The sequence below is a fragment of the Flavobacterium psychraquaticum genome, from assembly GCF_034497725.1.
Classification (GTDB): domain Bacteria; phylum Bacteroidota; class Bacteroidia; order Flavobacteriales; family Flavobacteriaceae; genus Flavobacterium; species Flavobacterium psychraquaticum.
Genome location: NZ_JAXKVR010000030.1, coordinates 576,792 through 589,228, shown reverse-complemented (window position 1 = coordinate 589,228; position 12,437 = coordinate 576,792). Strand labels below are relative to the sequence as shown.

Sequence of the window (12,437 nt, the reverse complement as noted above, 5' to 3'; positions counted from 1 at the left end):
TTCTTGATTACTTACCGTCTAAACTGCATTTAAAATTGCTAAAATATCTTCTCCGTATTTCTCCGCTCGTTGTTTTCCAAAACCTTTTATTTGTTGTAATTCGTCGAGATTGCTTGGCTTATATAATGCTAAATCGATTAGATGGGAATTGTGACAAATTATAAATTTTTTAAACTTCAGTTCTTCAGATTTATCGGTTCGCCATTGGTGCAAATAACCATAAACTTGTTTGTCTTTTGACGTCAAATCTTCATAAGTGTTTTGCACAACTTGAATTGGACTTTCAGGTTCTAACCCATCAAAATGGACTAAAACCGACCAATGAGCTGCATCATTCTCAATAAATTGCGAACTCGATTTCTTGAAAGTAACTGTCGTTAAAAATTCATTCAACTTTTGCTGATCTTGTTCCAAATAAACAGAATCAATACGGATAGAAAATACTTTAACTTGCATAACATTATTGTTTACCTAGTAATAAAACTTCATCTGCAATTACTTCTGCTACATAGCGTTTGATGCCGTCTTTATCGTCGTAACTTCTGTGCGATAATTTTCCTCCAATAGCAATTTCTTTACCTTTGGTTACAAATCGCTCAATAATATCGGCTGTTTTTCCCCAAGCAGTTATTCTGTGCCATTCTGTTTTTTCAACTTTATCACCGTTTTCACGATAATAAACTTCGTTTGTCGCAATTGAAAGATTTGCTAATTTTTTTCCTCCTTCAAGGTTTTTGATTTCTGGTTCTTGACCAACGTGTCCGATTAATTGTACTGAATTTTTCATAAGGCTTGTATTTATTATTTTGGCGTGTAAATTTTAATGTTTTTTGAATTTTGAAATGGCTATTGCTTTTAATTCAACAAAACCAATTCGTTGGCAACAACTTCTGTGATGTAACGTTTGTTTCCGTCTTTATCGTCGTAACTTCTGTGCGTTAATTTTCCTTCAATAGCTACGTGACTTCCCTTTTTCAATAACTGTTCGATAATGTCTACTGTTTTTCCCCAAGCAGAAACGCGGTGCCATTCCGTTTGTTCTACTTTTTCGCCTTTAGCGTTGGTGTAACTGTCGTTTGTAGCGATTGTGAAGTTGGCAACTCTCCCATTTTCTAATTGTTTAATTTCTGGATCTTGACCAACGTGTCCGATTAATTGTACTCTGTTTTTCATAAGGCTTGTAATTATTTAAATGGTTTATAAAATTTATTTGTTATTTTAAAATTGTAATTGATATTGTAATTGTATCGTTTGATTTCGACATTGCAAAGATTAGACAGCTTTCAAAATTTATTCGGTATTTATCTGCTTACTTTCGGTTGTAATTGTTTGTAACCGTTTGTAATTGGAAAATAAAATTCATACATTTGAGAAAAATCAAGAGTTTATGGCTAGTACAATCAATAAAGTTGAATTGCGAAATCTTCAAATCGAAGACTATAAAGAATTAAAAAAATCGATGGTTGAATCGTATCCGGAGATGACCGATTCATTTTGGAAAGAAGAACAAATAGAAAATTTACTGCAAAAATTTCCGGAAGGCCAATTGGTCATTGTCGTAGATGATATTGTCGTAGGTTCGGCTTTATCGTTAATTGTTACCGAAGATTTTGCGTTTAAAACAAGAACATACAAAGGAATAACAGGAAATTTCACTTTTTCAACACACAATCCAAAAGGTGATGTGATTTATGGTATTGATGTTTTTATCAATCCAAAATACCGCGGACTTCGATTAGGCAGAAGATTATACGACGTTCGAAAAGAATTATGCGAACAATTGAACTTAAAATCAATCATTTTTGCCGGAAGAATTCCAAATTACGGAAAATTTAAAGACGAAATTACACCTAAAGTATATATTGAGAAAGTAAAGAAAAAAGAGATTTACGATCCAGTTCTTTCGTTTCAATTGAGCAATGATTTTCACGAAATCCGCGTAATGAAAAATTATTTGGAAGGCGATGTAGAATCGCAAGAATATGCCGTTTTACTAGAATGGAATAATATTTATTACGACGATAGTCCAAAGTTGATTAACGCAGAAAAAAGCGTCGTTCGTTTGGGATTAATCCAATGGCAAATGCGTTCGCTAGGCAATTTAGAAGCTTTGTTTGAACAAGCCGAATTCTTCATTGATGCCGTTTCGGGTTATGGAAGTGATTTTGCTTTGTTTCCAGAATTTTTCACAGCTCCATTAATGGCAGATTACAATCATTTGTCGGAAGCAGAAGCGATTCGAGAATTAGCCCGCCACACGGAAGCCGTTCGCTTGAAGTTTCAAGAATTTGCGATATCATACAACATCAACATTATAACAGGAAGTATGCCTTTTATTGAAAATGGTAGCGTTTATAATGTTGGGTTTTTATGTAAACGTGATGGAACGAACGAAATGTATCGTAAAATTCATATCACACCAAATGAAATTTTTCATTGGGGAATTACGGGTGGCGATACCATTCAGACTTTTGATACCGATTGTGGAAAAATTGGAATTATGATTTGCTATGATGTAGAATTTCCAGAATTATCTCGAATTATGGCCGATGAAGGAATGAATATTTTATTTGTTCCGTTCCTAACCGATACGCAAAATGGTTATACGCGTGTTAAAAGTTGTGCACAAGCTAGAGCCATTGAAAACGAATGTTATGTGGCGATTGCAGGTTGCGTGGGGAACTTACCGAAAGTTAATAATATGGATATTCAGTTTGCACAAACGGCAGTTTTTACCCCTTCAGATTTCGCTTTTCCTAGTAATGGAATTAAGGCCGAAGCAACGCCAAATACAGAAATGACTTTAATTGTTGATGTGGATATTAATTTATTGAAAGAATTGCACGAACACGGAAGCGTTAGAACAATGAAAGACAGACGCACCGATTTGTACCAACTGAAAAAACTGAAATAAAAGTAAAGGTTGCTTTTGAAAAAGTAAATCATAAAACAAAAAACCTAACAGGTTTTCGAAACCTGTTAGGTTTATACAATTAGAAACTATGAGTAAAACCTGCTTAGAATGTGGTGATAAAATTATAGGACGCGAAGACAAAAAGTTTTGTTCGGATGGTTGTCGCAATGCCTATAACAACAAAATGAATAAGGATCAGAATAATTTAATGCGTAACATCAACAACAAATTGCGTAAAAATTATCGCGTTTTGTGCGAATTGAATCCGGAAGACAAAGGTAAAACGACTAAAAATAAGTTACTTAGCAAAGGATTCGATTTTGAATTTTTCACTAGTATGTTGCAAACTAAAACAGGCAACACCTATTACTTTTTGTACAATCAAGGCTATCGGGTTTTGGAAGATGATTTTTATATGTTGGTGAAGAAGGAGTTTTAGAGAAAAATGATAGAAGAAAGAAGAAGAATTACTTTCAGAAAAGAATTACAAGTTTCTAAATTTAGGCTTTGGAGTGGATTCGTTGTAAGTCTATTATTGAGTTTTACTGCTTATTTATTCTTTACAACGATAAGAGATTTATATCGAATCTTTTCATTGTCAGACAATTTCGATTATTTAAAATTCACATTAGAAGAATTACTTTTTTATAATTTATTTTATGCTTTCTTAGGGCTTTTAATTGGTTTACATTTTTTTATAAAAATCGCATTAGATACGAATAAACAGTTTTTTGAGCAAAATCGGCAGATTTCTAAAAGAAAAACAATCGCAAATCAGAATTCGCTACTTTGGTATTTTATGGCATTCTTTTCTAAAATGGTCTTCTTTTATGGCGGATTTATAATGAGTAGTTTTGGTTTTGACAGGAATTTTAATTTAAATCTTTTCAACCATATCAACTTTTATGACGAATACAATTACCTATTCGTGCTAGTTATAGTAGTACTTCTCATACAATCGCTCACAACAACTCTTATTTCAATTAAAGATAAGCTAATAATAATTCTATTCATTACTCTTTTTGCCTTTCTATTTTCTCAAATTAATTTACTTGACATTGAAGCTTTGCTACAAATAATGAAAAATAAATATTGAAAAACAATAAAATCTCCATCCTCGGTTGCGGTTGGCTAGGACTTCCGCTAGCGAAAAAATTAATCGAAAACGGTTACGAAGTAAAAGGTTCTACTACTTCGGAAAGCAAATTAGAACTATTAAAAAATGCTGGAATTTCGCCTTACCAAATTAAATTTGAAGAGAACGAAATCACTGGAAATATGGAATCATTTTTAGAAAATACCGATGTTTTATTAGTGGATGTTCCTCCGAAATTAAGAGGTGATTTTACAGAAAATTTCGTTCAGAAAATCAAAACGCTACTCCCGTATATCGAAAATTCAAAAGTAAAAAAAGTGCTATTTGTGAGTTCGACTTCTGTTTATGGCGATACTTTTCCGATACAAGAACTGGATGAAGATACCCCTTTAAATCCTGATTCGGAAGGCGGAAGACAATTGGTAGAAGCTGAAGATTTATTACGTGCGAATGCAAATTTTAAAACAACAATTCTTCGATTTGGTGGATTAATTGGTCCTGAAAGAAATCCCGCTAAGTTTTTAGCTGGAAAAGAAAATGTAGCCAATCCGAATGCACCGATAAACTTCATCCATCAAGAAGATTGTATTGGTATTATTTGTGCGATGCTTCGCCAGGTTGAAAATGACAATTGGAAGTGGAATGATACTTTTAATGCGGTTACTCCAAATCATCCGAATCGTGAAAATTATTACACTGAAAAAGCTTTAGAAATGAATTTAAAAGTTCCTACTTTTGTAAAAGATTCAAATTCTATCGGAAAAAAAATTAGTAGTAAGAAATTACAAGGAATGCTACATTATTCCTTCAAAAAACAAATTTAAAAATGGCATATTTCAGCGTTTTTCACGATTATATTACTAAAAAGAAAAACGCAATTGGCTTACCAATATTAGCACTATGCTGGTGTTGCTTTTTTTGGGGAAGTACTTGGATCGCTTCAAAAGAAGGTGTAAAACATATGCCGGCTTTACAACTTGTTGCCATTAGACAAATTTTAGGTGGGAGCGTTTTTTTACTTTATTTTTTAATCACAAAAGCACCTTGGCCAAACAAAAGGCAATGGCGTAATATTTTGATCTTAAGCGTGCTGAATTTCATGCTAAGTAATGGATTAAGTACTTGGGGCGTGAAATATATTTCGAGTGGTTTAGGTGCAATTATTGGATCTATATTTCCACTATGGATCGTAATTATCAGCTTTTTTAGAGGAGAAAAAATATCGTGGCGTGCTACTTTAGGGTTGGTAGTTTGTTTCCTTGGAATTTGCGTCGTCTTTTATGATTACCTCAACGATTTCTTAAATCCTGAATTTCAATTTGGAATTATATTGTCCATCATCGCTACTTTCACTTGGGCTTTATCTACAATTTATATTAAAGAAAATAACACGAATTTCAATCCGTATTTTAATATTGGCTTGCAAATGCTAATTTCAAGCGTGGTGATGTTTAGTGTATGTGAAATTTCAGGAATTAGTATGCCGATAAGTGAGATTCCAGCGATTGCTTGGTATTCCATAATCTATTTGGTGGTCTTTGGATCGGTACTAACTTTTATCGCATTTATTTATGCTTTGGAACATTTACCTCGTGAAATCAGTAGTTTGTATGCTTACATTAATCCAATGGTAGCTTTGTTTTTTGGCTATTTGTTGTTTAATGAATCGTTAAGCACTACAATTATAATTGGTGGACTAATTACACTTTTCGGACTTTTTATGGTGAATAAAGCCCTCAAAAGGAAATAAAAAAATCCCAAGCTTTCACTCGGGATTTTGAACTCTATATGTTTTTGATTACCAAATTTTCACTCGGTCATCTGGTGCTAAATACATTCCGTTATTCGGCTGAATATTGAACGATTTATAAAATGCTTCCACATTTTGTAAAGGCACGTAAGCTCTATACATTCCTGGTGAATGCGGATCAGTTTTTACTTGATTTTTAATAGCTTCATCACGCATTTTACTTCTCCAGATTGTCGCCCAAGAAATAAAGAAACGTTGGTCTGGCGTATATCCATCAATTAATCCTGGATTTCCTTTTTCCTTTAAGTGGATTTGCAATCCGTCATAGGCTGCATTCACTCCACCTAAATCGCCAATATTTTCTCCTAAAGTAAATTTACCGTCTACAAAGATTCCTGGTAACGGCTCAAGTGCTGAATATTGGTCTGCTAAAGCAGTTCCCATGGTTGTAAATTGTTTCAAATCTTCATCACTCCACCAATTTACTAGATTTCCTTCTGCATTATATCTTGAACCCGAATCGTCAAAACCGTGAGAAATTTCGTGTCCAATAACGGCACCAATTCCACCATAATTTACCGCTTCGTCTGCTTTATAATCATAAAAAGGAGGTTGTAAAATAGCCGCTGGGAAAACGATTTCGTTGTTTGCTGGGTTGAAATAAGCATTCACCGTTTGTGGTGACATTCCCCATTCTTCTTTGTCTACTGGTTTTCCTAAATCTGCCATATTTTCATTATGTCCCCATTGCGCATATAATCTCGAATTTTCGAAATATGTTCCACCTTGTTCTGGCGATTTCACCTCTAAAGCCGAATAATCTTTCCATTGGTCAGGATATCCAATTTTAACTCTAAATTTATTCAATTTAATTTTAGCATTTTCTTTAGTCGCTTTTGTCATCCAAGGTAAATTTTCAATACGATTGTCAAATGCTTTCATAACGTTTACAATCATTGCTTGCGCTTTTGCTTTCGCTTCTGGTGGGAATTTTTTAGCTACATATAGTTTTCCTAAAGCCTCGCCTAATCTCCCGTTTACAGTTGCTAAAGCTCTTTCTTCCGCTGGACGTTGTTTAACGGCTCCTGTTAATTTTTTACCATAAAAGTCGAAATTTGCATTTTCAATTTCGGTAGAAAGTAATCCTGCCGAACCTCTCAATGCTGTCCAACGCATGTATGCTTTCGAATCTTCAATCTTATTTTCTTTTAAAATTGCTTCAACTGTTTCAATATATTTTGGTTGAGAAACTACTAAAGAGTCCACTTTTGCGATTCCTACTGTTTTAAAGTAAGCATCCCATTTAACAGTTGGCGCTAACTTTTGCAAATCAGCTAGACTCATTGGATTATAGGTTTTTCTTCTGTCTCTACGTTCAACTCTGTCTAAAGTTGCTGTTGACATTTTAGTTTCCAAAGCTAAAATTTTCTTCGCGTTTGCTGTAGCCGTTGCTTCAGATTCTCCAATAAATTGAAGCATTCTGCTAACGTGAACAATATATTGCTCGCGCTTTTCTTTACTATCTGCAGCATCTGACACATAATAATCTCTATCAGGTAAACCTAAACTTCCTGTTCCAAGATAAATTACATTTCGGTTACTGTTTTTTGCATCAGCTCCGATATAAGTTCCGAAGAAGCCCAGTCCCATTTCTGATTCCATTTCGGCCAATAAGGCTACTAGTTGATCGGCATCTTGAACCGCTTCAATTTTTACTAAATATGGTTTTAGTGGTTCAATTCCCTGTTTATTTCTCGAAACCGTATCTAAAACTGTTTTATACAAATTAATTGCTTTCGCTTGGTCTGATTTCGGATCGATAGATTTGTCGTTGATTGCTTCCTTTAAAATAGCCATCACATCATCATCTGTGTTTTTTCGAAGCTCATCAAAACTTCCCCATCTTGTTCTGTCTGCGGGAATTTCGGTCTTATCTAACCAAGTTCCGTTTACAAATCTGTTGAAATCGTCTGCCGGATTAACTGTTTTGTCCATGTAATTTACATTGATACCAGTTGCTTGTTCTTTTTTCGAAGTAACTTCCTGAGAAGATTTACACGAATACAAAGCGGCTGATAAAAAAAGTAAGGCTACACTTCCTTTTAAAATTGATTTATTCATAATTTACTCTTTAATTATTCTTTTTACAGTTGATTGATCGTTAGCTGTTATTTTTACAAAATAAATACCTAATGCGGCATTTGTTAGATCTAAAGATGTTTCAAAGTTTGAAGTTTGAATATCTTTTTTCGATATGATGATTTTACCTGTTAAATCATAAACAGCAATTGCGGTTGGTTGTACATCACCTAATGAAATATTGAATATCCCTTTTGAAGGATTTGGATAAACAACCACATTATTCAATTCGAAATTTTGATTAGAAAGCGTTCCGTTGATTACAAAATCATCAACATTTACTCCTCTTTTATTTTCTGCTTCATCAGAATGAAAAACAATTCTAAAAATAATATTTGTTTCAGAATTTAGTGAATTTAAGGGATAAGTATAGGTTTTTAAAGTAGTGTCAGTACCTGTCCATTGTGCTCCCGGACAATTATTACAATCGGTACCCGAAGTGGTAGGAGTTCTGTTGCTGTTGTACCAATTTGTGCCCATAGTTCCTAACACATTCCAATTTGTGCCAAAATCTGTCGAATACTGAACATAAGTAACGTCCCAGTTTTGCTCAAGTTCAAATTTCATTGCAAAACTAATTTGTGGATTAGTTATTGTAGATAAATTATAACATTGAGACACTAAATATGACTTTGTCATGTTAGAATAATTACCTGCCAAATTGGTTGAATAAACGATATTACCCGAAGTCGTAAGGGGGCCAGACGCGACAGTTCTTACACCTCTCACCCATTGTCCAGTAGTACTTTCGCTGTACGATATTAGTTCATCAGTAGTATTGGTAAAAGAATTTACTTGACCAGCAACTCCCAAATCATTTGAATAAAATGTTGTGCTTCCCGAATTATTATCAGGATATGCGTCGCCAGCCGTGGTTGTATTGACAGCTAAAGTATGAGCTCCTCTACTTAACGTGATTGCAGGCAAATTAACCAAATTAGATTGCGATTGTAATATAGTACCACTCCAGAGATAAGTATAAGGCATTCCATCTATTGTGTAATTTACCGTGACTGATGAAATTGGATTTAAACCATTATTTTTTACCAAAACTTGTGGTGTTACCACATTACCACAATTTATAGCTATTCCCGGGTTTTGGATGCTAACGAATTTAAGATCCGTCGGCGGTACTTGAACCGGTATGTCTGTTTGCCAAATTCCTCTTCCGTATGTCGCGGCAATTAATTTCGCATCTTCCACATTTAGTGCTAAATCCGTAACCGAAACATTGGGTAAATTCGATTCAAAAGGTTGCCAAGAGGTCATGGAGTCGTCTCTATAGTACACACCTAAAGTTGTTCCTAAGTACAATGGATTCTCTGTGTTTCTACCTTGGTGGATAATTATATTTTTTCCAATACTCGGTAGTCCTGAAGAAAAACTTGTAAAAGTTAAACCTCCATCAATAGATTTTAATGCTTGTCCGGAAGAGCCTTGTGTTGTTAAATAAACAACATTACTATCTGAGGAATTCACTTCAATAGAGGAAATAGATGTTGCGGCAGTATACGTATTGGCAAAAGTTAGACCTAAATCAGTACTTTTATACAAACCTGTTCCGTTGGCGATATACATGATGTTATCGTTTGAAGGATCAATGCTAATTAATTCTAAATTGCCTGTTCCAATAGGGTTTGTATTTTGTTGTACCCAAGCTCCATTGATTAGTTTATATAAATTATTATATCCTGCAAAAAGATTGCCTGCAGCATTTGTTCTTAAAGGAGTTACCCAATTACCTTCAATTCCTCCCGGAGAATTTACTGAAGAACTAATTGCATCTCCTGCTGTTCCACTTATATATAAACTTGTACCGTTTTGTATAAATCCATAATATTTGTTTGGGTTTGATGGGTCTATTGCCGTGTCCATTCCATCAGCGCCGTAATAATTTTTCCATTGGCCTCCACTATATGCGTGACCTCCATTATCTTGAAGACCACCCACCATATTTGATGCCGATTGCTTTGAAACTGCAATTTTATAAAATTGACTAATTTGAGCACCAGCGGTTAAATCACTGAAATTTGTACCATTATTACTGGAAACATAAATACCACCATCTGTTCCTGCGAACAATTTGGTTCCATGAAAACCTAAATAATGTATGTCCGCGTGGGTATAGGAGGCTCCTGTAGGATTACTCCACGAATTAATTTTCGACACCGATGTTCCGCCATCAGTTGATTTCCAAACATTTAAACAACCGGTATAAATTTCATTTTCATTTATTGAAGAAACTGCTAAAGCGAGATCATAATATGACTGTGTTGATTCAAAAACATTACCAGTGGCAGTGGATTCATTTGAAGATGTTTTTGACCAAATTGTGCCACCATCAGTAGAACGATAAATTCCTTGCATTCCTCCTGAAGAATTAGCACTCAAAATATACAAATAATTTGCATTAGCAGGAGTAACATCTAAAAGCAATCTATTTGATGTTGTCGGCAAACCTGTAGTTACCATCGTAAACGAATCACCAGTATTTTCAGAACGATAAAATCTATTTGTAGAAACAGCGAAAACAGTGGAAGGTTCGTTTGCTTTTAATCTAATATTTCCTTGCGAAAAGTTTCCTGCAAGAACTTGCGTCCAAGAAGCTCCAGCATTTGATGTTTTAAATATTCCATCATTAGTAGCACACCACAAAATTTGATTGTTCGTCGGATGAATTATAATATCTCCCGCTCTAGAAGGGTTTGACCCACCCATAATACCTGTAGGATTCCATGTTAATCCGCCATCAGTAGATTTATAAACTCCTACTGAATAAGAATCACCTGCGTCTTTATCTCCAGTTGCAATATAAATTATATTCGAATTTGAATAATCAATTGCAATACCTGAAACACCTATTTGAGGTAAGTTATCTGTAAGCGGTGTCCACGTTGAACCATTATTTACTGATTTCCAAATTCCACCAGCTGGCGAACCCAAATATATAATATTAGAATTAGTAGGATCTACATGCACAATATTAACTCTTCCTTGACCCGAAGACCAAGAACCTGTATTGGTGTGTGAAAAAGGGCCAACCGGTTGCCAATTACTTGCAGGTAAAGCCAATGTTACATTTCTATTCGCTTTCACTTGATTTTTTTCGCGCCAAGCGTTCCAAAGTTCTTCAGAAGACATTACATATCCCTGAGCATTTTCATAATTTCTCCAATGATATTCCCATCGCTTGAAGGGTTTGTATCCTGAACCTCTGGCGTATTTGTTTCTTGTAGTCCAATATTGTTCGAAATCCTGTACTTGTTGGTCAATAGTAACTTCTGCTGCTTTTTCGTTTGTCATATTCTTAGTCCACGGAGCAGAGGGATTAAACTGTGAAAATCCTATGAAAGAATACAATAAGCTTAGAATCAGGTATTTTTTTATCATTTTAGAGATTGTAGTTCTGTTAAACTTCCACAAATATAATAAAGATTATCAAGCATTTAGAATTTTAACAAATGTATAATTACATATAAAAGTGAAATAAATGCTATTTTTGTAAAAAAAATATGCTTCAGTTTATTGCTCCCTATAAAAAATTCCTTCTAGCGTTTCTTTTGCTTTCCGGTATAATCTATTTTGGCATTTATAACTTGACTTCACCCAAAAAAATGCTTCCGATTTACTCCCCTCGAGACATTAATCCGGAATTGGTAGATTCTACGGTGCAGCACATTGGTAACGATCATAAAATTGCCGATTTTAAATTTATGAATCAAAATCGGGAAGTAATCACCCAAAAAGATTATGAGAATTATATTTATGTAGCTGATTTCTTTTTTACAACCTGTCCCACTATTTGTCCAAAAATGACCGATAATATGGTTTGGTTACAAGAACAATTAAAAAATAATCCCGAAGTTAAATTATTGTCTTTTTCAGTTACACCCGATATCGACACACCAGAAATCTTAAAAGAATACGCCTTAGAAAAAGGAGTGAATGATTCTAAATGGAATTTAGTAACGGGCGATAAAAAAGAAATATATTACCTAGCTCGAAAATCTTATTTAGCCGTAAAAACTGGAAAGCCTGAGGATATTTATGATATGGTGCATACCGAAAACTTCATTTTGGTCGATAAAAATAAAAGAATTCGAGGCTTTTATGATGGCACAAATTTAGATCAACCTTCAGACGACGATCCAAAAACAAAAAATATGCAACAACTTCTAGAAGACATTTTGTGGCTTTCTGAAAATCAATAGCGTTAATTTGTCTTATATTTTTGCTAAAGTTGACAAATATCAGGTTTAGTTAGATTATAATTTTTACTTTTGTATTTTAATTAAATCTAAATAAGGAAATGGAAGGTTACTCGTCTGATCTTAAAATTGGTGAAACAGGAATCATTACAGATGTAAATTTGGATGAAATTCCTTTAAAATTAATTGAAATGGGATGTTTGCCTGGCAACACCATCACGTTAATTCAAGTGGCACCTCTAGGCGACCCTTATTATTTTAATGTAAATGATTCTCACGTGGCCATTCGCTTAGAAACTGCCAAACAAATCACCATTACCAAAGCTTAAT

Annotated in this window: 12 protein-coding genes; 7 read left to right on the top strand and 5 right to left on the bottom strand. The window is 34.2% G+C overall.

The features are described from left to right. Window positions 1–18: 18 nt before the first annotated feature. From T1L09_RS12390 to T1L09_RS12380, 3 genes are all read right to left on the bottom strand, one after another. Entirely contained in the window at window positions 19–456 is a 438-nt protein-coding gene (locus tag T1L09_RS12390) for an HRDC domain-containing protein (protein ID WP_322551282.1), read from the bottom strand. Between the two features lie 4 nt (window positions 457–460). Next, window positions 461–787: a single-stranded DNA-binding protein gene (locus T1L09_RS12385; protein ID WP_322551281.1), complete on the bottom strand. Its 327-nt coding sequence runs from the start codon at window positions 785–787 to the stop codon at window positions 461–463. Between the two features lie 68 nt (window positions 788–855). Beyond that, window positions 856–1,173: a single-stranded DNA-binding protein gene (locus tag T1L09_RS12380; protein ID WP_322551280.1), complete on the bottom strand. Its 318-nt coding sequence runs from the start codon at window positions 1,171–1,173 to the stop codon at window positions 856–858. A gap of 214 nt (window positions 1,174–1,387) precedes the next feature. On the opposite strand from T1L09_RS12380, the gene T1L09_RS12375 reads away from it, so the two are divergent. The 5 genes from T1L09_RS12375 to T1L09_RS12355 all read left to right on the top strand — a co-directional run bounded on the left by T1L09_RS12375 (window position 1,388) and on the right by T1L09_RS12355 (window position 5,760). Then, on the top strand, window positions 1,388–2,914 hold the full coding sequence (locus T1L09_RS12375; protein WP_322551279.1) for a carbon-nitrogen hydrolase family protein: 1,527 nt from the start codon (window positions 1,388–1,390) through the stop codon (window positions 2,912–2,914). Between the two features lie 88 nt (window positions 2,915–3,002). Continuing rightward, entirely contained in the window at window positions 3,003–3,353 is a 351-nt protein-coding gene (locus T1L09_RS12370) for a hypothetical protein (RefSeq protein WP_322551278.1), read from the top strand. 6 nt (window positions 3,354–3,359) lie between these two features. Next, window positions 3,360–4,010, top strand: coding sequence for a hypothetical protein (locus tag T1L09_RS12365; protein ID WP_322551277.1), 651 nt, complete (start codon window positions 3,360–3,362; stop codon window positions 4,008–4,010). Then, a complete protein-coding gene (locus tag T1L09_RS12360; protein WP_322551276.1) occupies window positions 4,007–4,834 on the top strand; it encodes an SDR family oxidoreductase in 828 nt (275 codons plus the stop codon). Before T1L09_RS12365 ends, T1L09_RS12360 begins: the two co-directional genes overlap by 4 nt. 2 nt (window positions 4,835–4,836) lie before the next feature. Continuing rightward, the gene (locus T1L09_RS12355) at window positions 4,837–5,760 is read left to right on the top strand and encodes a DMT family transporter (protein WP_322551275.1); all 924 of its coding nucleotides are present in this window, start codon (window positions 4,837–4,839) and stop codon (window positions 5,758–5,760) included. 48 nt (window positions 5,761–5,808) lie between these two features. Here the strand turns inward: T1L09_RS12355 and T1L09_RS12350 are convergent, their stop codons facing one another. Together T1L09_RS12350 and T1L09_RS12345 are read right to left on the bottom strand one after the other, a co-directional pair. Next, a complete protein-coding gene (locus tag T1L09_RS12350) occupies window positions 5,809–7,881 on the bottom strand; it encodes a M13 family metallopeptidase (RefSeq protein ID WP_322551274.1) in 2,073 nt (690 codons plus the stop codon). A gap of 3 nt (window positions 7,882–7,884) precedes the next feature. Next, a complete protein-coding gene (locus T1L09_RS12345; RefSeq protein WP_322551273.1) occupies window positions 7,885–11,289 on the bottom strand; it encodes a T9SS type A sorting domain-containing protein in 3,405 nt (1,134 codons plus the stop codon). Window positions 11,290–11,411: 122 nt separating this feature from the next. Between T1L09_RS12345 and T1L09_RS12340 the strand changes: the two genes are divergently transcribed. Both T1L09_RS12340 and T1L09_RS12335 read left to right on the top strand, forming a co-directional pair. Further along, window positions 11,412–12,110 carry an SCO family protein gene (locus T1L09_RS12340; protein ID WP_322551272.1) on the top strand — a complete coding sequence of 233 codons (699 nt, stop codon included), beginning with the start codon at window positions 11,412–11,414 and terminating at the stop codon, window positions 12,108–12,110. 98 nt (window positions 12,111–12,208) lie between these two features. Next, window positions 12,209–12,436 (top strand): FeoA family protein, encoded by a 228-nt coding sequence (locus T1L09_RS12335; RefSeq protein WP_322551271.1) that lies wholly within the window; start codon window positions 12,209–12,211, stop codon window positions 12,434–12,436. Window position 12,437 lies beyond the last annotated feature (1 nt).

Bases quoted from the DNA above. Each gene is read 5' to 3' on its own strand.
- T1L09_RS12350 (WP_322551274.1), bottom strand. From the start codon at position 7,881: ATGAATAAATCAATTTTAAAAGGAAGTGTAGCCTTACTTTTTTTATCA.
- T1L09_RS12335 (WP_322551271.1), top strand. From the start codon at position 12,209: ATGGAAGGTTACTCGTCTGATCTTAAAATTGGTGAAACAGGAATCATT.
- T1L09_RS12390 (WP_322551282.1), bottom strand. From the start codon at position 456: ATGCAAGTTAAAGTATTTTCTATCCGTATTGATTCTGTTTATTTGGAA.
- T1L09_RS12340 (WP_322551272.1), top strand. From the start codon at position 11,412: ATGCTTCAGTTTATTGCTCCCTATAAAAAATTCCTTCTAGCGTTTCTT.
- T1L09_RS12380 (WP_322551280.1), bottom strand. From the start codon at position 1,173: ATGAAAAACAGAGTACAATTAATCGGACACGTTGGTCAAGATCCAGAA.
- T1L09_RS12345 (WP_322551273.1), bottom strand. From the start codon at position 11,289: ATGATAAAAAAATACCTGATTCTAAGCTTATTGTATTCTTTCATAGGA.
- T1L09_RS12355 (WP_322551275.1), top strand. From the start codon at position 4,837: ATGGCATATTTCAGCGTTTTTCACGATTATATTACTAAAAAGAAAAAC.
- T1L09_RS12385 (WP_322551281.1), bottom strand. From the start codon at position 787: ATGAAAAATTCAGTACAATTAATCGGACACGTTGGTCAAGAACCAGAA.
- T1L09_RS12370 (WP_322551278.1), top strand. From the start codon at position 3,003: ATGAGTAAAACCTGCTTAGAATGTGGTGATAAAATTATAGGACGCGAA.
- T1L09_RS12375 (WP_322551279.1), top strand. From the start codon at position 1,388: ATGGCTAGTACAATCAATAAAGTTGAATTGCGAAATCTTCAAATCGAA.
- T1L09_RS12365 (WP_322551277.1), top strand. From the start codon at position 3,360: ATGATAGAAGAAAGAAGAAGAATTACTTTCAGAAAAGAATTACAAGTT.